Below are 22,131 nucleotides of genomic sequence, written 5' to 3'. Positions count from 1 at the left end.
CCGCTCGTGCAGAACGCGCCGGGCTAGAACACTCGCGCCGCGATCTCGGCCGGCGCCGCCAGCAGCGCCTCGATCTCGTCGTCGAGCCGCACCAGGGTCAGTGACGCCCCAGCCATGTCGAGGGAGGTGCAGTATTCACCCACGTAGCTGCGTCCCACCGTGATGCCCAGCTCGGTGAGCCGCTCGTGCGCCCGCCCGAACAGGATGTAGAGCTCGCTGATCGGGGTTCCACCGAGCCCGTTGATCATCAGGGCCACCCTGTCGCCGGCCACATAGGGCAGGTCCTTCACGACGGCATCCAGCATCTCGTCGGTCATCTCGTTGGCCGTGGTGAGCTTGGCCCGCCGCCGGCCGGGTTCACCGTGAATGCCCACACCCACCTCGATCTCATCGTCGCCGAGCTCGAACAGCGGGGATCCCTTCGCCGGCGGGGTGCAGGAGGTGAGGGCGATCCCCATGGTGCGGGTGACGCTGTCGACCTTCTCCCCGATCCGGACCAGCTCGTCCAGGTCCGCGCCCTGCTCGGCGGCGGCGCCGACGGCCTTCATCACGAAGAAGTTGCCCGCCACCCCGCGCCGGCCCACGGTGTAGGTGGAGTCCTGCACGGCGACGTCATCGTCGATGAACAGGGTCTTCACGTTGACACCGTCGGCGGCGCTGAGCTCCTGCGCCATTTCGAAGGCCATCCGGTCGCCCGTGTAGTTGTTCACCAGCAACAGCACACCCTTGGGCGAGGCCAGCAGCTTGGTGGTCTCGTACACGTAGTCCATCGGCGGCGCCGAGAACACGTCGCCGGGGCAGGCCGCGTCGAGCATGCCCTTGCCGACCGTCATCACGTGCGCCGGTTCGTGCCCGGAGCCCGAGCCCTGGATGATCGACACCCTGTCGGGGTTCGGGCTGTCGGCTCGCATGATCAGGTTGTACGCGGGCACATACTTCAGTGTGTCGGGGTTGGCCAGCGCGATGCCCTTGAGCATCTCCGGAACGTACTGCTTCGGATCATTGACGAATTTCTTCATGGCTCCCTCTCTGGGCGGTGCTCGGTCGGTCGTGTGCTCGGTCGGTGCGTGTGCCTTGCGGATACGAGCGCTGTGCGTGTGCGGTGCGACGCTCAGTCGGTGTGACTGGATGGCCGTTCCGCGTCGTTCGGGGTGCCGGCGGATGAACCCACCCGGGCATCCCACTCGGCGCTCAGCCGCTCGAGGATCACGGCCACCGCCACCGCGCCGGGGTCCGGCGAGCCGATGCTCCGCTCCCCCGTGTAGCTGGCCCGGCCCCGACGGGCCTGCATCATGGCGGTCTGGTCGGAGGCTTGCCGGGCGACCGCGGCCATGCGGTGCAGGGTGGCGGGCGCGTCGGTGCCGGCCGTGACCTCCTCCTCGAGGGCATCCGTCATCGGCACGAGAGCGTCGAGCAGGGTCTTGTCGCCCACGTCGGAATTGCCGCGCGACTTGATGCCGGCGATTGCGCTGCGCAGCATCGCGACGGCGTCGCCGCCGCGCACCTCGTCCCTGCCCTTGACCGCGAGGGACGCCCGCAGGAACGCGGTGCCCCAGAGCGGCCCGGAGGTCCCGCCGATCCGCCCGGAGATGACCATGCCCACCTTCTGCAGGAACGCACTCGGGCTGCTGCGGTCGTACTCGTCCCAGTCGGCGAGGACGATTTCGAAGCCCCTGGCGAGCGAATAGCCGAAGTCACCGTCGCCGACGACGGCGTCGAGGTCGCCGAACTCCTTCTCGTTGTCGACCGCCGTCTGGGCGATGCTGTGCACGACGAATTCGGTGTCGGCCAGGCTGGTCATGGGGTCTCGCTTCCTGTTCTTGAGGTGCCGGGCAGGGTGAGGATCGTGACGAGGTCCGCCAGCCGCAGATACGGGCCGGGGTGGATGCCGGCCGGGTCGGCCAGGATCTCGGCGGCGGGCCCGGCGGGGTCACCGAGGGACGAGACCACGAGGGCGGCGCCGTCGAAGTCCTCGTCGGCCGTGTAGCTGCTCACGGTCACAACGGTCGCAAGCCCGGCGGCGAGCGCGGCCCGCAGCCCGTTCTCGCTGTCCTCGATCACCAGCGCTTCGCTCGGGTCGACGCCCAGCGCACGCAGGGCATACAGGTAGATATCGGGCGCGGGCTTTTTTGCCGGAACGATGTCGCCCGCGAAGACGTGGAACCCCGCAGCGAGGTCGGGCCCCACCGCGTGGGTGAGCACCGCCCGCACCGACGCCTCGGCCGAGGTCGAGGCCACGGCGAGGGTCCAGCCCGCCGCGGCGGCTTCCTCGGTGAGGCGACGGATGCCGGGCCGGGCCGGCAGCACCCCCGCGGCCACGCGTTCGGTGTAGATCGCGGTCTTGCGATGGTGCCAGGCCAGGATGGTCTCGTCCCAGGCCGCCGGGTCCTCTGGCAGACCCAGCTGCCGGGCGACGTCCGGGGTGAGGATGCTCCGCATCCGTTCCTTTCCCCCGCCGATCCTCACCTTCTCGGCGTAGTCGGCGTCACTCCAGTGCACGGGCACCCCGAACTCGTCGAAGGTCTGGTTGAACGCCGGCAGGTGGCCGTCCCGTTCGGTGTCGGCGAGCACCCCGTCGCAGTCGAAGATCAGTGCCGGCATCTCAGGCCTTCCCCGCGCTGCCGAACTGTTCGGCCAGTCCCCTGGTGAGGTTGACGATGTCGGTGCGCACCTTCGCGAACAGCGACGGTGGGTCCCACTTGTCGCGCGCCTGGGCATCCGTGAGGAAGGAGAGGTTGGATTTCATGTAGGTGATCTTCAGTGCCGTGGAGATATTCACCTTGGCGCAGCCCCGAGCGATGAGGTCGGTGAATTGGGCGTCGGTCATGCCGCTGCCGCCGTGCAGGGCGATCGGGATCGGGTGGGCGGCGACGAGGTCGCTCACCCGCTGGAAGTCGAGCACCGGTTCCCGCTTGTACACCCCGTGCGCGTTGCCGATCGCCGGCGCGAACACGTCCACGCCGGTGGCCTCGAGGAACCTGAGCGACACCGCGAGGCTCTGCCTGGCCGCTTCGGTGTCACTGCCCACACCGTCTTCGACGCCCGTGATGGACTCGATCTCGCCCTCCACGTGAGCGCCGAACGTGCGGGCCTGCCGCACCACCTCGATGGTCTGGCGCTGGTTCTCCTCCACCGGCAGGGTGGAGGCGTCGAACAACACCGAGTTCCAGCCGCGTTCGAGGCACTCGGTGATCACATCCCGGTCCGGGCAGTGGTCCAGGTGCAGCGCGACGGGCACGTCGATGCCGGCGGTCATCGCCGACCACATGGCGAAGAGCACGTCGGATCCGATGGACTTGACGGTCTTCACCGAGGTTTGCACGATCACCGGCGAGCGGGCTTCGACGGCCCCGGCCAGCACCGCCTCCATCGTGAGGTCGTTCACCACGTTGATCGCGGGAACGCCGTATTTCTCGGCGAACGCACGATCGACGATCTCCTTGAGAGTGCTCACGGCCATGTGCGCCTCGCTTCCTCGCGTGTTTGCTGGGGATCGTAGGCGTCAACACACCAACGGGCAATGGCGGACGTGACTGGATGCTGCAGCACCCCCTCGCCGCACAGCCCTCCCGCGGCGGCGCGGCGCTCGCGCATAATTGTCGCTATGGACCCCGTCAGCACCATTGTCTGGATCGTCGTGTTCGTCCTGGTCACCGTCACGGTGACCGGCTTCTCCCGGCGGATCGGCTGGTCGGCGCCCTTCGTCCTGGTGGTCGTCGGCGCGGCCGCGTCGTTCCTGCCGTCGGTGCCACGCATCGAGCTCGAGCCGGAGTTGGTGCTCTACGGGCTGTTGCCCCCGCTGCTGTTCGCGGCGGCCATCCGCACGTCGATCGTGGACGTGCGGGCCCGGCGGGACGGCATCCTGCTGCTGTCGGTGGGCCTGGTGGCCTTCACCGTCGTGACGGTGGGGCTGACCGCGTGGCTGGTGGTGCCGGCGATTTCGCTCGCTGCCGCGTTCGCGTTCGGCGCTGTCGTGGCACCGACGGATGCCGTGGCGATCACGGCCATCGCCGGGCGGCTGGGCCTGCCGCGGCGGGTGGTCACGGTGCTCGAGGGTGAGAGCCTGCTCAACGACGCGACCGCGCTGGTGGCCCTCAACGCGGCGATCGCGGCCATCCTGAGCACTGTGAGCCCGCTCTCGGTGACCGGCGACTTCGTCGTCGCTGTCGTCGGCGGTGTGGGCGTCGGGCTCGCCGTCGGGTTCGTGCTGGCCGTGATCCGTCGGCAGTTGCACGCGCCGGTGCTGGACACCAGCCTGTCGCTGGTGACGCCGTACCTGGCGTTCATCCTCGGCGAGCTGGTGCACGGTTCTGGGGTGCTGGCGGTGGTGATCGCCGGCCTGTTCCTGGGCTATCGCGCGCCGGTGATCCAGTCGGCGGAGGCCCGCATCGCCGAGTCGATCAACTGGCGCACCATCCAGTTCCTGCTGGAGAACGCCGTGTTCCTGTTCATCGGCCTCAACCTGGCGTCGATTCTTGAGGGGGTGCGGCTCACCGGTACGGGGTTCTGGACCACGGTGTGGATCGCTCTGGTGATCCTCGCCGCCCTGCTCGTGTCGCGTTTCGTGTGGATGGCCATCACCACGTCGATCTATCGGTACGGACCGCGGCGGTTGCGGGAGCGCGGTTGGAGCTGGCGCACCGGGGTGGCCGTGTCGTTCGCGGGGATGCGCGGGGTGGTCACTCTCGCGGCGGTCTTCCTACTCCCCCCGGAGACACCCCAGCGCGAACTTCTGCAGCTGCTGGCCTTCGTGGTGGTGGTCGGCACCCTCCTGCAGGGGCTGGCGCTGCCGTGGATCATCCGCCGGTTGCGCCTGCCGCCGCCGGACCGGACCCAGGAGAGGATCGAGGCGCAGATGCTCCTGGCCGAGGCGCAGACCGCCGGCCTGGCCCGGCTCGACACCGAGGTGACCGACGCCGACGAGGACCGGGTGATCGGCCGGTTGCGCACCAACGCCGTGTTCCTCGCGGATGCGCTCGACAACCCGGCTCCGGATGAGGCGGAGCCGCTGCCGGCCGCGTACAACCGGCTGCGGCGGGCCATGATCGAGGCCGAGCGGGAGGCCGTGCTGACCGCCCGGGCGGACGGCCGCTACCAGGAGCCGGCCATCCGCTCTGCGTTGGCCTTCATCGATGTGGAGGAGTCCGCGCTCAAAGCCGGGTCGCCCAAGCACCAGGAATGAGGTGGCGGCGCGCGGAGCACCATCGTGCTCGCGGCCAAACGGCCCGGGCGAGCGGCTAGGCCAGCTTGGCCTGCCCGGTGAGCGCCGGCGGCTCGTTCCAGGTCTTGACGATGGCCCAGCCGACGGCGGCGATGGGCACGGCGAGCACGGCACCGATGATGCCGGCCACGATGGTGCCGGCGGTCAAGGCGACGAGGATCACCAGCGGGTGCAGCTTGAGGGACTGTGCCATCACCACGGGCTGCAGGAAGTTGCCCTCGAGCTGGTTGACGACGATCACGATGCCCACCACGATCAACGCGATGACCCAGTCGGTGGCAACGAGCGCCACGAGAGCGGCCAGGATACCGGCCACTGTCGCACCGATCAGCGGGATGAAGGCCGTGAGGAACACGATGACCGCCAGCGGCAGTGCCAACGGCACCCCGAGCACGGCGAGGCCGATGCCGATCGCGGCGGCATCGACGAAGGCGATGATCGCCGTGCCGCGAACGTACCCGCCGAGCACCCGCACCGAGGTGGTGCCGATGCGGCGACCGCGCTGCAGGCGCTCGCCGCGGAACGGGCGCAGGAAGAACTTCCAGATGACGTCGCCGTCCTTGAGGAAGAAGAACAGGATCACGACGACGAGCACGGCGCCGGTGATGATCTCGGTCGCCACAGACACCCCGGCGAGGGCCCCGGAGCCGAACTGGCTGCTGGTGAGGAAGTCGATGCCCTGGTCGCGGAAGTCCTCGAGCTGGGCGGAGTCGAGGGCCAACGGCCCCTCGGTGAGGTAGGTGAACAGCTGGTCGATGCCGTCAGAGGCGCTCGTCACCAGCTCGCTCCACTGGTTCTCGACGGCGACGACGATCAGGGTCACGATTCCGCCGAACACGACGATGGCGGTCAGCAGGGTGACCCAGGTGGCCAGGATCGGCGACAACCCCCGGCGGCGCAGCCATCCGATGACCGGGCTCAGAGCGGATGCCAGGATGATCGCGATCAGCAGCGGGATCACCACGAGCTTCACCTGCACGAGGATGAAGATCACCACGGCGACGAGCGCCAGAGCGAGCAGGATCTGCCCGCTGCGGAGGCCCAGCCAGCCCAGCTTGTCGGTCAGCAAGGTGCGCAACGTCGTCGGACCGTCGGTTCGGGGCTCGGCCCTGCGGGCGCCGGTGTTGTCGGGAATTCGCATGTGACCACCCTAAACAAGGTTCCCCGACATAGCCCGGTAAAACGCGCGAGTTTGTGCACAGCCACAGGCGGATTTTGGGATTCGACACCCACACGATACACACGTTTTGCTCCACCGACACCCTTGAAATTCCCAGTGTGGTGGAGTGCCATGGAGGGTGTTCCGGCGCCCTGTGTTGCTGAGAGCGAACCACCGAGGAACACCACTGAGGATGCCGCGCCACAAGCGCGAACCGACCGGTTCAGGTGTCACGACAGGTATCAAGGAGGATACAAATAATGGCAGGAAACAGAGCAGTTGCTTACGAAGGTCCGGGCAAGGTCGACGTTATCGACATCGACTACCCCACCTTCGAGCTGAAGGACGGACCCGGCGTCAACCCGGCGAACATCGGCCGCCAGGTTCAGCACGGTGTCATCCTGAGAACCATCACCACCAACATCTGTGGCTCCGACCAGCACATGGTGCGCGGACGCACCACGGCTCCGATGGGTCTGGTCCTCGGCCACGAGATCACGGGCGAGGTAGTCGAAGTCGGCCGGGACGTCGAGTTCATCAAGGTCGGCGACATCGTGTCGGTCCCGTTCAATATCTCCTGCGGTCGCTGTCGCAACTGCAAGGAACGCAAGACCGGTGTCTGCCTGAACGTGAACCCGGACCGTCCGGGTAGTGCGTACGGGTATGTCGACATGGGTGGCTGGGTCGGCGGGCAGTCGCAGTACGTGCTGGTCCCGTACGCGGACTGGAACCTGTTGAAGTTCCCCGACCGGGAGCAGGCGCTGGAGAAGATCCTCGACCTCACCATGCTGTCGGACATCTTCCCGACCGGGTTCCACGGTGCCTTCACCGCCGGCATCGGCGTGGGCTCAACGGCCTACATCGCCGGCGCTGGACCGGTAGGACTCGCCGCGGCAGTCTCGGCGCAGCTGCTGGGTGCCGCCGTGGTGATCGTGGGTGACCTCAACCCCGAGCGCCTCGCACAGGCCCGCAGCTTCGGCTGTGAGACCGTTGACCTCACCAAGGGTGAGCCGCAGGATCAGATCGAACAGATCCTGGGGGTGCCGGAGGTGGATGCGGCGGTCGACGCCGTCGGATTCGAAGCGCACGGACACGGCAAGGATGCCGGAACTGAGAAGCCGGCAACCGTGCTGAACTCGCTGATGAGCATCACTGCGGCCGGCGGTGCGCTCGGTATTCCGGGGCTTTACGTCACGGGCGACCCGGGAGCTGCGACGGAAGCAGCCAAGGTGGGTTCGTTGTCGCTGAGCCTGGGTACCGGCTGGGCCAAGTCGCTGTCGTTCACCACCGGGCAGTGCCCGGTGATGAAGTACAACCGGCAGCTGATGATGGCGATCCTGCACGACCGCGTGCAGATCGCCAAGGCCGTGCACGCACAGCCGATCAGCCTCGAGGATGCCCCGCGCGGGTATGCCGAGTTCGATGCGGGTGCGGCGACGAAGTACGTGCTCAACCCGAACGGCTATCTCAAGGACTGAGATCTCAGACCTGACTGGCCTGTAGGCAGCATCCGGGACCGGGCCGCAGCACGCGGCCAGGTCCCGGCGTGTTGTGCCGGGCGCGGGTAGCCTGATCTGGTCGCGTACCTGCGGCTCCGAGCGCAAGGACCGCCCCGATGCCCCGCCATGACACCCCCACCACGCCCTCCGAGGCTGAGCGGACGGACGGCTCCGGCCTGGGTTGGGACGCGATCATCGTCGCCGGCGGCAGGGCCAGGCGGCTCGGCGGCATCGACAAGACCGCCTTGGTCTGGCGAGGCCGCAGCCTGCTCGACGGAGTGTTGGCCGCGACCACCGGCTGTCGGCGCACCTGCGTGGTCGGATCAGACGCTGACCTCCCCGCCGATGTGCTGCGCGCCGTCGAGCAGCCGCGCTGGGGCGGTCCGGCCGCCGCGATGGTGGCAGGCCTCGAGGCACTGGCCCGCGACTCCGGCGGCGCCTCCGCGGGCACGGGTTCCGCGGGCACAGGTTCTGCGGAGTGGATTGTGGTGCTCGCTGGCGACCTCGTGCACGCTGACGACGCCGTGCCGTACCTGCTGGCCGAACTCGACAGGCTCTTGACCGCCCCGCCGGCCCACGCCGCGCAGACCGACGCCGTGGCGCACCGATCCATCGACGGCCTGATCAGCGTCGATGCCGCCGGCCGGCGCCAACCGCTGCTCGCCGTCTACCGGCGTGCGGCCCTGGCCTCCTCCGCGCTGCTGCGTCCGGCCGACAACCTCTCGGTGATGGGCCTGATCGGCCCACTCAACCTGGTGGAACTGCGCCTCCCCGACGCCCTGGCCGAGGACGTCGACACCCCGGCCGACGCGGCCAGGCTCGGCATCGTCCTTCCTAATACTGGCTAGCCTTGACTCAGGCGACACTGTCGTCGACCATCCTCGAGGAGCCCGTCATGCCCATGATCCACACCGGCCGATCGGTCCGAATCGGTTCACGCGACACCGGCAACCTGGCCCGCGGCGTGGTCCTCTGATGGAGTGGCTGGAGGCCAGGGCCGCCGTGCACAGGGCCGGCGCGGAGATGCCCCGCGCCACCGAGATGGTGGCGCTCCCGGACGCCGTCGGGCGCACCCTTGCCGGCGCGGTGCACTCGCTGACCGCCCTGCCGAGCTTCGCGTCCTCGGCCATGGACGGCTGGGCCGTCAGCGGCGACGAACCGTGGATTCTGGGCGAACCGATCCTGGCGGGTGACCCTCCGCCGACGAGGGTCCTCGCGGCCGGGACCGCGCGGCCCATCGCCACAGGCGCCTGCGTGCCCGCCGGCACCCACGGCATCCTGCGCACGGAAAACGGTGAGCTGGTGCCGGGGTCTGCGGCCGGCACCGTGCCCACGCTCATCCGCTCGGCGCACACCGGTGCACACGAGCCGGCACGCGGCGAGCATGTGCGCGCCCGCGGTGAGGAATGCGGACTCGACGAACGGATGCTCGAGCCCGGCTGCCTGCTCACGGTTCCCAGGGTCGCTCTCGCTGCGGTGACGGGCCACGACACCCTCACCGTGACCACACAGCCGACCGTGGAGCTGCTGCTGCTCGGCACCGAGGTGATCGAGTCCGGCATCCCCGGTCCCGGGCAGGTGCGGGACGCGTACTCCCCAGAGTTTCCGGCCCTGCTCAGCGGACTGGGTGTGCGGCTGAGTGCACTGCGGCGGCTGCCCGACGACCTCGACCTGACCATCGACGCCATCCGATCGAGCACCGCGGCACTGGTGATCAGCACCGGAGGCAGCGCCCGCGGCCCGGCCGACCACCTGCGCGCCGCACTCAGCGCACTCGGGGCCACAGTGCTCATCGACGGCGTGCGGATGCGCCCCGGCCACCCCGTGATGCTCGCCCGCCTCGCCGACGGCCGCCTGATGCTCTGCCTGCCCGGCAATCCGCTGGCCGCGATGCTCGTGCTGGCCAGCCTGGGCGTACCGCTGATCGACGGGATGCTCGGCCGCCCGCTGGTGCCGCTGGGCCGAGTGACCCTCGCGCACGACATCGCCAACCTCAGCGGGTCGACTCGGCTGGTGGCGTACCGGCTCACGGACGACGGCGCGGTGCCGACGGCGCGTCAGGGTTCCGGCATGTTGCGCGGACTCGCTGAGGCCGACGGTGTGGCCGTGGTGCCGGCCGGCGGTGCGTGCTCCCCCGAGCCCGTCGCCACGATTCCGCTGCCCTGGTAGCCGGAGTGCTGACCCTGTCGGTGACCGGGTCGGAGTGCTAAACCGGAAGGGATCGACAGATATGGAGGCCGTGGGTCCGCTGCGTGAACTTCGGATGCCCTGTCGACAGATTCGGGAAAGAAGTCAGACATGGCGACCTACACAATCGGCTACTTCGTTGGCAGCCTGAGCAGCACGTCCATCAACCGCACCCTGTCCACGGCGCTGATCGCTCTCGCCCCTGAGGAGCTTGAATTCACCGAGATCACGATCGGGAACCTGCCCCTGTACAACCCGGACTTCGACGCGGACTTCCCGCCGGCCGGCCGGACCCTCAAGGCGGCCATCGACTCGTCGGACGGGATCCTCTTCGTCTCCCCGGAATACAATCGCTCGATCCCCGGCGCTCTGAAGAACGCGATCGACTGGGGGTCCAGGCCGTGGGGCACCAATTCCTTCGCACGCAAGCCCACCGGCATCATCGGCGCGTCCCCTGGCGGCATCGGAACCGCGGTCATGCAGTCGTCGATGCGGAGCGTCTTGAGCTTCCTCGATGCGCCTCAGCTGAATTCGCCCGAGGCTTACATCAGCTTCGACGCTGCCGTCTATGGTCCCAACGGCGAGGTCACCGACGAGTCCACCCGGTCATTCCTTCGCCACTATATGGAGGAGTATTCGGCTTTTGTGCAACGGGTGCTCACCGCGAACGCGCCTGGACACATCGGTGACGAGGACCCGAACTCCAGAAAATGACGCAGACAGTCCCGGGGGAAGCCCGAACGATTGCCGCGCCGCCGCTGAGATGCTATTCCTGAAGCGCACGTTCCGTGCCGTACCCGGCCAGAAGGAGACCCCATGAACGCCCCCGAAAACGACACCGGCCGGCTGGACGACCTGAGTCAACGGCTGACCCAGGCACTGCAGATTCTGGACCTGAAGGTCGACTACCCGCTGCTACTCGACCTGGCCGCCGAGACCACCCGCGCCGTAGGCCCTGCCGGCGGACCGATCAGCACCTTCCTGGTGGGATACGCGGCCGGCATGACGAGCACCTCGAGCAAACAGGCCACCACCGACGCCGTCGAGCGCGCCGTTGGAGTAGCCAGGCAGGCCACCCGGAAGAGCGGTGACGGCGGCATCGACGACGGGTGGGCGAACACCGCCCAGTAGTCGTCAGTCCAGTAGCCGTCAGTCCAGAGCCGTCAGCACAGGCGCCCTCCCCTACATGGTCGGCACCGCCTCGACGGTGCGCGCCGGCTCCACCCGCACGATCACCGCCTTCGAAACCGGCGTATTGCTGCCCTCCGCCACATGGTCGAGAGGCACAAGCACGTTCGCCTCCGGGTAGTACGCCGCCGCACAGCCCCGTGCGGTGGGGTATGACACGGCCCGGAACCCGCGCAGCACCCTCTCGACGCCGTCGTCGTACACGCCATGAACATCCACCATCTGCTCATCGTCGAGGCCGAGTTCGACAAGGTCGTTGGGGTTGATGAACACCACGTGACGGCCCTTCTTGATGCCGCGATACCTGTCGTCGTGCCCGTAGATGGTGGTGTTGAACTGGTCATGCGATCGCAGGCTCTGCAGGATCAGGGTGCCGACGGGCCGGTCCAGGTACTCGAGGTCGTTGACGGTGAGCATGGCCTTGCCGGTGGGGGTGGGGAAGGTGCGGGAATCGCGTGGCCCGTTCGGCAGCAGGAAGCCGCCGTCCTGCCGGATCTTGGCGTTGTAGTCGTCGCAGCCGGCAACGACGTGGGAGATGTGCTCCCGGACGAGGTCGTAGTCACGCTCGAATCCCACCCAGTCCACGCCCACCTTGGTGCCCAGCACCGCCCGGGCCAGGCGGCTCACGATGGCGACCTCCGACAGCAGGTTCGGTGCGACCGGGCGCACCTTGCCCCAGGACGGATGCACGGCGCAGACGGTGTCCTCCACCGATACGAACTGCTCCCCCGTGGCCTGCCGGTCGATCTCGGTGCGCCCCTTGGTCGGCAGGATCAGCGCCTCGTCGCCGACCACGGCATGCGACCGGTTCAGTTTGGTGGAGACCTGCACCGTCATCTCGGCACCGCGCATCGCGGCCTCGGCGGCCCCGGTATCGCTGATCGCGCCGACCAGGTTGCCGCCGAGAGCCATGAAGACCTTAACCCGGCCGTCCCGCAGTCCCCTGATGGTCTCGACCGAGTCCATCCCGTGCTCCCGGGGCGGATCGAAGCCGAACTCCCGTTCGATGGCGTCGAGGAACGCCGGCGGCATCTGCTCCCAGATGCCCATGGTGCGGTCGCCCTGCACGTTGCTGTGCCCGCGGATCGGCGATGCACCCGCGCCGGGCTTGCCGATGTTGCCGCGCAGCAGCAGCAGGTTGATGATCTCCTTGATCGTGGCGACGCCCTTTTTGTGCTGGGTGAGCCCCATCGCCCAGGTGATGATCACCTTTTCGGCCCGAAGGTACCGGGCGGCGAGCTCGTCGATGTCGGCGGTTTGCAGGCCGGTGGCGGCCAGCACGGCCTTCTCGTCGACCTGGGCGAGGTGCGCGGTGAGTTCCTCCAGCCCCTGGCAGTGCTCGCGCAGGAACTCGTGGTCGAGCACGGTGCCCGGGTTCGCGGCCTCCGCGGCGAGCACCCGCGTGGACACCGCCTGTAACAGGGCCATGTCGCCGCCGAGCCGCACCTGCACAAATTGGTCGGCCATTTCGGTGCCGTGCCCGATGATGCCCTTCACCTTCTGCGGGTTCTTGTACCGTCTGAGCCCGGCCTCCGGCATCGGATTGACCGCGACGATCTCGGCGCCGTTCTCCTTCGCCTCCTCCAGGGCGGTCAGCATCCGGGGATGGTTGGTGCCCGGATTCTGGCCCATCACGATGATCAGGTCGGCCTTGCCGAAGTCGTCATAGGTGATGGTTGCCTTGCCGATGCCGATGGTTTGCCCCATCGCCCAGCCGGACGACTCGTGGCACATGTTGGAGCAGTCGGGCAGGTTGTTGGTGCCGAAGGCGCGCACAAAGAGTTGGTAGGCGAACGCGGCCTCGTTCGAGGTGCGGCCGCTGGTGTAGAAGGCGGCCTGATCCGGCGAGTCCAGCCCGTTGAGCTTCTCGGCGAGCAGTCTGAACGCCTCGGCCCAGCTCAGCGGCCGGTAGTGGTCGTCGCCGGCGGCCTTGTAGACCGGTTCGGTCAGCCGCCCCTGCATGCCCAGCCAGTATTCCGAGCGGTCACGCAGGTCGCTGACCGGATGCTCGGCCCAGAATTCGCTCCCGATGGTGACGGGAGTCGCCTCCCAGGTGACGGCCTTGGCGCCGTTCTCGCAGAACTCGAAGGTCTTGCGGTGGGTGGGGTCAGGCCAGGCGCAGCTCATGCAGTCGAAGCCGTCTTTTTGGTTCATCGCCAGCAGGGTCTTGCGGCTGCGGCTGACGCCCATGCCCGCCAGCGCCGGGATGGTGGAGTGCAGCACTCCGGGCACGCCCGCCGCCCAGGACTTGGGCGAACCGACCTCGAGGGTGGACTCCCCCGCCTCGTCGGCGTCGTCGAGGTGGACCGGGCTCTTCTCGCGCGCCTGGTTGGCCCCAAACGGTGGGTTCGTGGTCACTTTTTTGGGCGTCATCCTGGGCATCCCTTTCGCCGGCCGGGATCAGCCGGCACTGTCGCGCCGGAGCCCGGAAACACTGGACTTACCCCCTCAGGGCTATCAGCATCCGGCGCTCACGGCAAGGACCCGGCAACGTTCAGGGCACACTCTGGGCGGCGAAGCGCTCGAGCCCGCAACGCCGAGTTCCGCCAAAACGCTCCTTCGGGCGCATGGGACCCCCAGCCCACCCGAGTTGCCACTTCGGGCCCTCTCCGCAAGCCCGAAGGGGCGCCAACTGCCATCTCGCCTGCAGCGCGCCCCGCGACTTGCCAGTTCACGCCCTCTCCGCTGCGCTGCAGGGGCCTCAAGTGGCAAGTCATCGCAGGGCCCTGCGCCGAGATGTCGCACCCTCCTCCCTTTTGGCGCCGACGGGCTGCTTTCCGGCACGTCGGCGCTGCGGGCTCAGCCGACGATCTGCGCCGCGAAGCGCTCGAGCACCTCGCCGATGCGGCCCTTGCAGCCGCCGCAGCCGGTCCCCGCGCGGGTGGCCGTGCCGATGCAGGCCACGGTGGTGTTGCCGGCCTGCGCCGAGGTGGTGATCGCCTCCACGGTGACACCGTTGCACCAACAGACCGTGGACTCCGGCGCGAAGGCGTCGCCCGCGGTCGCGGGGTCGTAGTCGGGACCATCGAACCGCAGCAGCACCGACCGATCGGCGGGCAGCTCACTGCCGCGCTCGAACAACAGGGTGAGCTCGGCACCGGTACGGGGCATGCCCACACAGACGAAGCCGGTGAGGATGCCGCCGCGAGTGACCATTTTCACGTAGCGGCCGTGCTCGGGGTCGGCCCACTGCGCGACGGCCAGGGGCGCCGGATCGGACGAGCATCCGTGCGTGTGCGCGGTGCCGCCGTATCCGGCGTCGTCGCACCTGGCATCGACGTCGAACGGGTCGGCCGCGGTATCACCGGCGGCGACCACGTCGATGCCCTCGGCCTTGAGCATCACGACGGATGCGCCCGGTCCGGCCGCAAGCGCCGGTGCCGGTTCAGCGGTCACGGCGGCAGCTAGCACGGCCGGCCGGCCCGCTGCGACACCCGCCCTGATCTCGGCGCTGAACCGGGCCGCGAGGCTGTCGGCCTGCCGCCAGCCCGGCCCGATCAGACCGGACGGCCCACCGGCCGGTGCCATCCTGGCGCCGTTCCACGCTGCACCGGAGTCGGCATCGGCCGGACGGCCAGCCACATGAGCGCAGTCCCCGATGGCGTGGATCGCCGCATCCGCCCAGCTTCGCAGCGACTCGTCGACCAGGATGCCGGTGGATACGGGCAGCCCGGCCAGGTGGGCGAGTTCGGTGCGGGCACCCACACCGCAGGAAAGCAGCAGCAGGTCGCCGCTGATCTGCTTGCCGTCGGCGCAGATGAGGGCTTCGAAGCGTTCCACGCCGTCGTCGTCGTGGTGAAACAACACGCTCTCGGCGCGGGCGTGGTTGACCATGGTGACGCCCGCCCGGCGGGCGCTCCGGGTGAGCACCGAGCCGCCGCCGCGGTCGAGGTTGCGGTTCATCGGAATCTCGCCGTGAAAGACCACGCAGACCTCGGCGCCGGCGGCCGCGGCCGCGAGCGCGATCTCCATGCCGAGCACTCCGGCACCGAGCACCACGATGCGCTGACCGGCCTGCACGGCCGCCAGCACGGTGGCGGCGTCGGCGAGGTCGCGGAGCGCGCTGACACCGCAGGGCAGCGGCGCGCCGGCCCAATCCAGTGCAGCGGCGCCGAGGCCGCCGGCATCCGCACCGGGCTTTATCAGGCCGCGCCGCACCCGCTTGACGCCGTCCAGGGTGGGCACATTCGCGCGCGCCCCGGTGGCCAGCACCAGCCTGTCGTACGGCACTGAGCTGCCGTCGCCGAGCGTGACCGTACGGATGGTGCGCTTCACTTCGGTCACCGTGGTGCCGGTGAGGATGCGCGCGCCGGCAGCCAGGGCCCGGCTGCCGTCGGTGAGGTCGAGGGTGTCCCGGTCGGTGCGACCCACGGCGTAATCGGCCAGGAGCACCCGGTTGTAGGCGTGCACCTCTTCGGCTCCGACGACGGTGAGCTCGGCCAGACCGGCCTCGACGAGCGGCAGGAGCTCGTCGACGAACCGGGCGCCGACCGGGCCGTAGCCCACGACGACGATGCGTTCGGGGGCGGCCGGGCCGGGGGAACCGGGCAGCTCGGCAGAAGTGTGGTCAGGCATCCGCCATCGCCCTCTCGTGGTCGGGAGCCGACAGGCCGGGCGCATCGATTGCCCGTACCCGCACGGCGGTGCGTTTGAACTCGGGCATGCCGGAGACCGGGTCGGTGGCGCCGGCGGTGAGCAGGTTGGCGCGCTGGTCGGCGGGAAAGTGGAAGGGCAGGAACACAGTGTCAGGCCGGATGTCGGCGCTCAGCTGCGCGCGGCACCGCACGATGCCACGCTCGTTGGCCAGCTCGACCCAACCGCCGTCGATCAGACCCAGGCTCGCGGCGGTGGCCGGGTGCACCTGCATCCGGGCCTCGGGCTGGGCCTCCGACAGCTCGGCCACCCGGCGGGTCTGCGCACCGGATTGGTAGTGCTCGAGCAGCCGGCCGGTGATCAGGGTGAGCGCACCCCGCGTCTGGGCCGGCGCCGCCACGGCGCGCGGGGTCACGGCGACGATGCGCGCGCGGCCGTCGTCGTGAACGAACCGCTCGAGGAAGAGCCGCGGGGTGCCGCCGGAGCCGGCCGGGTAGGGCCAGTACGCGGGCTCCCCCGTGTCGAGCAGGGCGTAGCCGAGGCCTGAGTAGTCGGCGATGCCGCCCTCGGTGGCCCGGCAGAGTTCGTCGAAGACCTCGCCGGGTTCGGCGCTGTACACGCCGGGGGCGTCCAGGCGCCGGGCGAGCTCCTGGAAGATCCACAGTTCGCTGCGCACCCCGGCCGGCGGGTCGATCGCACGTTGGCGGCGGAGAATCCGGCCCTCGAGCGAGGTCATGGTGCCCTCCTCCTCGGCCCACTGGGTGACCGGCAGCACTACGTCGGCCAGGGCGGCGGTCTCGGAGAAGAAGAAGTCGCTGACCACCAGGAAGTCGAGAGCCGCCAGGCCCTGGCGCACCCTGTCGGCGTCGGGCGCGGAGACCACGACGTTGGCACCGTGCACGAGCAGGGTGCGGATGCCGCCGGGTTGGCCGAGCGCGTTCAACAGTTCGACGGCGGGGATGCCCGCACCCGGGATCTGCTCGGGCGTCACACCCCAGACCCCGGCGACGTGGGCGCGGGCGGCGGGGTCGGTGATCTTGCGGTAGCCGGGCAGCTGGTCGCACTTCTGGCCGTGCTCCCGGCCGCCCTGCCCGTTGCCCTGGCCGGTGAGGGTTCCGTAGCCGGAGTGCGTCGTGCCGACGAGGCCGAGCACCAGCGCGAGGTTGATCGCGGCGGTGGCGGTGTCGGTACCGTCGACGTGCTGCTCGACGCCCCGGCCGGTGAGGATGTAGGTGCCCTTTCCGGCGGCGAGCCGACGGGCGAGGCCCTGCAGCTGCCAGACCGGAACACCGGTGTGTTCCTGCACCCGCTGCGGGTACCAGCCGGCGACACTGAAGCGCAACTGGTCGAGGCCGGTGGTGCGCCGGGCGAGGTAGTCGGTGTCGGCGAGACGTTCGGCGAGGAGCAGGTGGGTGAGCCCGAGCAGCAGCACCAGGTCGGTGCCTGGGGCCGGCTGCACGTGCATGCCGGCGCCGTCGTCGGTGAGCCGGGCGGTGGCGGTGCGGCGCGGGTCCACGACGATGAGACCGCCGGCCTGCCGGGCACCATCGAGGTGGCCGATGAACGGCGGCATGGTCTGCGCCACATTGGAGCCGAGCATCAGGATGGTGTCGGCCGCGTCGAGGTCCTCCACCCGGAACGGCAGGCCCCGGTCGAGGCCGAAGGCGCGGTTGCCGGCCGCCGCGGCGCTGGACATGCAGAACCGGCCGTTGTAATCGATTCGGGAGGAACCGAGCGCCAGCCGGGTGAACTTGCCCAGCTGGTAGGCCTTCTCGTTGGTCAGGCCCCCGCCTCCGAAGACGCCCACGGAGTCGGCGCCGTGCTCGGCCCGGCTCGTGCGGAGCTTCTCGGCAACAAGGTCGAGCGCCTCGGTCCAGGAGACCGGGGCGAAGCTGCCGTCGGACGCACGGAGCATGGGCTGCCGGATGCGGTCGGCCGAGCCGAGCAGGTCGGCCGCGGTCCAGCCCTTTTTGCAGAGGCCACCGCGGTTGGTGGGGAAGGCCCGGCCGGCGATGGTAACCGGCAGTCCGATCGCATCCGCGGGCCGGGCGGGGGTGCTGGCGGGCGAGGGTGTGAGCGTCATCGCGCACTGCAGTGCGCAGTACGGGCAGTGCGTGTCGACGGGGGTCACGGAGGTGCCTTTCGTGTTGGTACGGGTTCGCGAGAGCGGCCGTTCGGTTGCTTCGGTCGTGCTGAAGCAACCGAACGACCGCTTTCGCGGATGCTGCGGGAGCTAGATGCGGTGTCCGGCCACGGAGGAGTTGCGGCGGAGGTAGACGAACGCGGTGACGGCCATCATCACCAGATAGGCGCCGGCGAAGGCGTAGATCGCGCTGGAGTAGTCACCCGTGGAGGTCTTCGAGAATCCGAGCACCTGCGGGATGACGAACCCGCCGTAGGCCCCGATCGCGGAGATCAGGCCGAGCGCGGCCGCGGTCTTCCGCTGCGTGCCGACATCGCCGGAGTCCTTGTGCGCATCCGCGACCCCGCTCCTGGCGGCGAAGACGCTGGGGATCATGCGGTAGGTGGAGCCGTTGCCGACCCCGGTGGCCACGAAGATCAGCAGGAAGTTGACCAGGAAGAGCCAGAAGTTACCGAGTGGCAGTACCAGGTTCACCAGCACCGCCCCGGCGGCCATCACGCCGAAGGCGAAGACGGTGACCAGGGCGCCGCCGAACCGGTCCGCGAGGCGGCCGCCGAACGGTCGGGCCAGGGAGCCGGTGAGCGCGCCGAGAAAGGCCAGCGAGAGTGACGCGGAGACGACCTGGAAGGAGGAGTAGTCGGGGAACTGGTCGGCGATCAGCTTGGGGAAGACGCTCGCGAAGCCGATGAACGAGCCGAAGGTGCCGATGTAGAGGAACGCCATGATCCACAGGTGCGGTTCCTTCACCGCGGCGATCGAGCCGGCGAAGTCGGCCTTGGCGTTGGAGAGGTTGTCCATGTACTTCCAGGCGCCGAACATGGCGAGCAGGATGAACGGCACCCAGAAGAACCCCGCCAGCGGCAGGTTGAGCGTGCCGAGGGCGCCGAGGGTGATCACGATCGGAACGATCAACTGAGCCACAGCGGCACCGAGGTTGCCGCCGGCGGCGTTGAGGCCGAGTGCGTAACCCTTCTGGCTCTGCGGGTAGAAGTAGGTGATGTTCGACATCGAGCTGGCGAAGTTGCCGCCGCCGAGCCCGGCGAGCGCTGCGATGAGAAGCATGACCGGGAACGGGGTGTCCGGGTTGCCCACAGCGAAGCCCAGGGCGATCGACGGGATGAGGAGCAGGCCCGCGGAGATGATGGTCCAGTTGCGGCCGCCGAACTTGGGCACCAGGAAGGTGTACGGAAACCGCATGGTGGCCCCCACGAGCGTGGGGATGGAGATGAGCCAGAAGATCTGGCCGGTGTCGAAGGTGAAGCCCGCGTTCGGCAGCTGCACCACCACGATGCTCCAGAGCTGCCAGATGACGAAGCCGAGGAATTCGGCGAAGATCGACCATTTGAGGTTGCGGGAGGCGATGGCCTTGCCCCCATTGGCCCACTGCTGGGGGTTCTCGGCGTTCCAGTTGTCGATCCACCGGCCCGGGCGGTGCACCAGTTCGGCGGATGCGGCGGGGGCGGTGAACGTGGCGGGCGGGGCTGTCGCGGTGCCGGTCGTCGGGGTCATCAGGTTCTCCTCGCGAGAAATGGTGCACTGTGAGTACGTGTCGCCGACGTTACGCAGGCCGTGTTTCCGGCAGCGGATGCCGCAGTTACCGTTCGATCACCGTGTACTCACACCCGCAACGGGCCGCTGATAGGCCTCCGTCACATGACCGACACAAAGCCAGGCGGGACCGGGTATCCCGGTCGGTCCGGCCTCACATCCTCCTCCGGCGCTCGCCGGAACGCGGGCCTACTCGGAGCCGTCCGCGGCGCGGAGGGCCTGCACTCGGTGCAGCATCTGGCGCATCTCGTTGCTGGGCTGTGACGTGGCCCGATCGGCCTCCGGGAACAAGACCTGAATGTCGGGTCCCACCTCGGTTTGCACCGCAGCGGCAAGGTCGTGCCCGTCGATCAGGTAACCCAGAGTCGGCTCCGTCACCGCGATCCAGCGTTCGTTCCAGTCGGCCAGTCGGCCGACGAGCGGCCCGGACAGGCCCAGCACCGCCGGTTCAAGCCTGTCGTCGACCAGGTCGAGGAGAGGCGACCGGTTCCGCAGCGGGAGGCCGCCGTCCCGCGGCTCGAGGAGAATCCGCGTCGGTGTACGGCCGGGCGTCCACACCCACGCCGCAACATCGACGGTGCGGGTCATAGCTCTGAACTCGGCGTCGGGCATCGCCCACATCTGCTCCACGATTGACGATCGCGGGGGCGCCGGGCTGAACGTCTGACCGTCCCCGCCGACGGCGTGCCAGGCCGCGGCAGGCGGGGTGGCGGTCTGGGAAGCACGGGAGGTCTGGGGAGCACGGGAGCGCTCCGCGTCCGCGTCCAGGTAGAGAACGACGACGGCTGATCCGAACTCTTGTTGGAGCTCCGCGGCAAGGAGGTGTCCGTCGACGACAAAAGCGAGGTGCTCGGCCGGCGACGGCCACTCCTGTTGGTTCTGCCCCATCAGCAGCTCGTATCGCGAGTTCCAGCCGACCAGACGGTTCTCCAGGTCGTCGGACAGGCCGAGGACACCGCGAGGCAATGGACCGCCCCACGCGTCGGGCGACGGGGAGCGGTCCCACAACGGGAGCCCGGCGCAGTACTCGGCCATCAGCATCACTCTGGTCGGATAGGCATCGAGGTTCATGCCTCGACCCTACTGACAGAGGCGTACTGACACCGGCGTACTGACACCGGCGTACCGGTACCGGCTCGCGTCAGTCGGTGCGGCCGCGGCTGAACGACCAGGGCAGACCGGCCAGGGCCAGCTCGAGTCGAGCGCTGGAGGAGTAGAGGTCGATGACCACGTCCACCAGCTCGCGCGGCGGTGCCTCGCCGTCCACCAGCAGCGGGCGGCTCACCACATCCGCGCCGCACCGTTCGGCCAAGCCGGCGAAGTAGCCGGGGGCCAGCAGGTAGGTGGCCACCGCGACCCGCACCGGTGCTGCGGCGCGGGCGGCGAGCACGGCTGCGGCGAGGCGGGGCTGGGCGGCAGAGATGAACCCGACGGTCACCGGGCGGCCGAGCACGGCGGCGAGGCGGTCGCCCATGGCGTGGCAGTCGGCGACCGCGTCGGCATCGGTGGATCCGGCCGCGGCCAGCACCACGGTGTCGTCGGGCCTGAGGCCGACCTCGTGCAAGCGGTCGGCCAAGATGCGGGCCAGCCGCCAGTCGGGGCCGAGTGCCCCGGTGACCCGGACGGGTTGCCCGGCGTCGTCGGCGGCCTCGGCCAGGTCGACGCGCACGTGGTAGCCGGCCGAGAGCAGCAGGGGAACGATCACGACGGGGCGGTCGGCTCCATCGGCGGGGCCTGAGTCGGTAGGGCCGGTGTCGCTGGGGCAGGACTCGGCGGCGATGGCGCGGAGGCAGCTGGGCACATCCGGGCTCTGCACATCGACGTAACCGCCCCGCACGGTGAGGTGCGGCGCCGCGGCGGCCACGGCGTCGACCAGGGCCAGGACGGCCCGCTGACCGGCCGGGTCGCTGGTGCCGTGCGAGGTCGCGAGCAACACCGGGGCGGTCGTCATGCTGCGGCGAATTCCACGGTGTCGGACAGCTCGGTCTCGGCCCGCTCGCCGGCCCGGCCGTGCGCGCTGCCCGGCACCTGGATCTGCACGGTGCCGTGATCGACGCGCACCGGGAAGGTGGGCAGGGCGTAGTCGGCAGAGGTGAAGCACTCCCCGGTTTCGAGGTCATAAACCTGCTTGTGCAGTGGGGAGGCCAGGGTGGGCCGGTCCCCGCGCGACCCGACGATGCCGCGGCTCATCACGCAGGAGCCCGTGGCGGGGTCCTGGTTGGATACTGCGAACAGGTGGCCGTCGGGCAGCAGCACCAGGGCCACCTGCACGCCGTCGATCAGCGCTGCCTCGGCCCACAGCGGTTCGAGTCGGTCGAGGTCGCAGACGCTGGTCCAGTCCGCGGAGCCAGCAGAGTCGTGGCCAGCAGAGTCGTGCGGGTGGGTGGGCGTTGTGTGCACGGGGTCCTCCAGTGGTTCTGCGGGCGAATGACACGGTCTGGGTCACGGCGACGTCGGTGCGGCCTGGCATCCACGGTAGGCAGACCTCGTGTCGGTCATCGTGCGGGGCCGTGACGATCGCGTAACGAAGACCTCTCACGCTGCCCGAAACGACGTGAGGACCCCGTCACACTCCGTTACCCGGGCGACACGG

19 protein-coding genes are annotated in these 22,131 nt (G+C 69.3%); 7 read left to right on the top strand and 12 right to left on the bottom strand.

All coding sequences use genetic code 11. From position 1 onward, the window contains the following. Positions 1-23: 23 nt before the first annotated feature. From dhaK to B7495_RS05470, 4 genes are all read right to left on the bottom strand, one after another. On the bottom strand, positions 24-1,019 hold the full coding sequence (gene dhaK / locus B7495_RS05485) for a dihydroxyacetone kinase subunit DhaK (protein ID WP_088455688.1): 996 nt from the start codon (positions 1,017-1,019) through the stop codon (positions 24-26). Positions 1,020-1,111: 92 nt separating this feature from the next. Beyond that, on the bottom strand, positions 1,112-1,801 hold the full coding sequence (dhaL, locus tag B7495_RS05480; RefSeq protein WP_088455687.1) for a dihydroxyacetone kinase subunit DhaL: 690 nt from the start codon (positions 1,799-1,801) through the stop codon (positions 1,112-1,114). After that, the gene (locus tag B7495_RS05475; protein WP_088455686.1) at positions 1,798-2,601 is read right to left on the bottom strand and encodes an HAD-IA family hydrolase; all 804 of its coding nucleotides are present in this window, start codon (positions 2,599-2,601) and stop codon (positions 1,798-1,800) included. Before B7495_RS05475 ends, dhaL begins: the two co-directional genes overlap by 4 nt. Before the next feature lies 1 nt (position 2,602). Further along, positions 2,603-3,460 carry a class II fructose-bisphosphate aldolase gene (locus B7495_RS05470; RefSeq protein ID WP_088455685.1) on the bottom strand — a complete coding sequence of 286 codons (858 nt, stop codon included), beginning with the start codon at positions 3,458-3,460 and terminating at the stop codon, positions 2,603-2,605. A gap of 144 nt (positions 3,461-3,604) precedes the next feature. Between B7495_RS05470 and B7495_RS05465 the strand changes: the two genes are divergently transcribed. Beyond that, complete coding sequence (locus B7495_RS05465) at positions 3,605-5,182, top strand: Na+/H+ antiporter (RefSeq protein WP_240632420.1); 1,578 nt, start codon at positions 3,605-3,607, stop codon at positions 5,180-5,182. Positions 5,183-5,237: 55 nt separating this feature from the next. Here the strand turns inward: B7495_RS05465 and B7495_RS05460 are convergent, their stop codons facing one another. Beyond that, positions 5,238-6,362 carry an AI-2E family transporter gene (locus tag B7495_RS05460; RefSeq protein ID WP_088455684.1) on the bottom strand — a complete coding sequence of 375 codons (1,125 nt, stop codon included), beginning with the start codon at positions 6,360-6,362 and terminating at the stop codon, positions 5,238-5,240. Positions 6,363-6,640: 278 nt separating this feature from the next. Between B7495_RS05460 and fdhA the strand changes: the two genes are divergently transcribed. The 6 genes from fdhA (at position 6,641) to B7495_RS05435 (ending at position 11,197) form a co-directional block, all read left to right on the top strand. After that, entirely contained in the window at positions 6,641-7,858 is a 1,218-nt protein-coding gene (fdhA, locus tag B7495_RS05455) for a formaldehyde dehydrogenase, glutathione-independent (protein WP_088455683.1), read from the top strand. A 137-nt stretch (positions 7,859-7,995) separates the two neighbouring features. Further along, positions 7,996-8,727 carry a molybdenum cofactor guanylyltransferase gene (locus B7495_RS05450; RefSeq protein ID WP_088455682.1) on the top strand — a complete coding sequence of 244 codons (732 nt, stop codon included), beginning with the start codon at positions 7,996-7,998 and terminating at the stop codon, positions 8,725-8,727. Between the two features lie 2 nt (positions 8,728-8,729). After that, positions 8,730-8,855 carry a hypothetical protein gene (locus B7495_RS19470; RefSeq protein ID WP_255416780.1) on the top strand — a complete coding sequence of 42 codons (126 nt, stop codon included), beginning with the start codon at positions 8,730-8,732 and terminating at the stop codon, positions 8,853-8,855. After that, positions 8,855-10,048 (top strand): molybdopterin molybdotransferase MoeA, encoded by a 1,194-nt coding sequence (locus B7495_RS05445; RefSeq protein ID WP_088455681.1) that lies wholly within the window; start codon positions 8,855-8,857, stop codon positions 10,046-10,048. The genes B7495_RS19470 and B7495_RS05445 overlap by 1 nt, the downstream gene beginning before the upstream one ends. Positions 10,049-10,177: 129 nt before the next feature. Beyond that, positions 10,178-10,780 (top strand): NADPH-dependent FMN reductase, encoded by a 603-nt coding sequence (locus B7495_RS05440; protein ID WP_088455680.1) that lies wholly within the window; start codon positions 10,178-10,180, stop codon positions 10,778-10,780. A 102-nt stretch (positions 10,781-10,882) separates the two neighbouring features. Then, on the top strand, positions 10,883-11,197 hold the full coding sequence (locus tag B7495_RS05435) for a DUF6457 domain-containing protein (RefSeq protein ID WP_088455679.1): 315 nt from the start codon (positions 10,883-10,885) through the stop codon (positions 11,195-11,197). A 51-nt stretch (positions 11,198-11,248) separates the two neighbouring features. Here the strand turns inward: B7495_RS05435 and B7495_RS05430 are convergent, their stop codons facing one another. The 7 genes from B7495_RS05430 to nirD form a co-directional block, all read right to left on the bottom strand. Continuing rightward, on the bottom strand, positions 11,249-13,627 hold the full coding sequence (locus tag B7495_RS05430; RefSeq protein WP_088455678.1) for an FdhF/YdeP family oxidoreductase: 2,379 nt from the start codon (positions 13,625-13,627) through the stop codon (positions 11,249-11,251). Between the two features lie 426 nt (positions 13,628-14,053). Further along, entirely contained in the window at positions 14,054-15,829 is a 1,776-nt protein-coding gene (locus tag B7495_RS05425) for an FAD-dependent oxidoreductase (protein WP_088455677.1), read from the bottom strand. Beyond that, positions 15,822-17,930 (bottom strand): molybdopterin oxidoreductase family protein, encoded by a 2,109-nt coding sequence (locus tag B7495_RS05420; protein ID WP_240632481.1) that lies wholly within the window; start codon positions 17,928-17,930, stop codon positions 15,822-15,824. The genes B7495_RS05425 and B7495_RS05420 overlap by 8 nt, the downstream gene beginning before the upstream one ends. 150 nt (positions 17,931-18,080) lie before the next feature. Then, positions 18,081-19,499, bottom strand: coding sequence for an MFS transporter (locus B7495_RS05415; RefSeq protein WP_088455675.1), 1,419 nt, complete (start codon positions 19,497-19,499; stop codon positions 18,081-18,083). 228 nt (positions 19,500-19,727) lie between these two features. Beyond that, a complete protein-coding gene (locus B7495_RS05410) occupies positions 19,728-20,609 on the bottom strand; it encodes a hypothetical protein (protein WP_088455674.1) in 882 nt (293 codons plus the stop codon). A 70-nt stretch (positions 20,610-20,679) separates the two neighbouring features. Continuing rightward, positions 20,680-21,489: a sirohydrochlorin chelatase gene (locus B7495_RS05405; protein WP_088455673.1), complete on the bottom strand. Its 810-nt coding sequence runs from the start codon at positions 21,487-21,489 to the stop codon at positions 20,680-20,682. Beyond that, positions 21,486-21,938 (bottom strand): nitrite reductase small subunit NirD, encoded by a 453-nt coding sequence (gene nirD / locus B7495_RS05400; RefSeq protein WP_088455672.1) that lies wholly within the window; start codon positions 21,936-21,938, stop codon positions 21,486-21,488. Before nirD ends, B7495_RS05405 begins: the two co-directional genes overlap by 4 nt. Between the last annotated feature and the right edge of the window lie 193 nt (positions 21,939-22,131).

It is taken from the genome of Cryobacterium sp. LW097, assembly GCF_002205495.2.
Lineage (GTDB): Bacteria > Actinomycetota > Actinomycetes > Actinomycetales > Microbacteriaceae > Cryobacterium > Cryobacterium zongtaii.
This window is presented reverse-complemented; position numbering and strand designations above follow the sequence as displayed.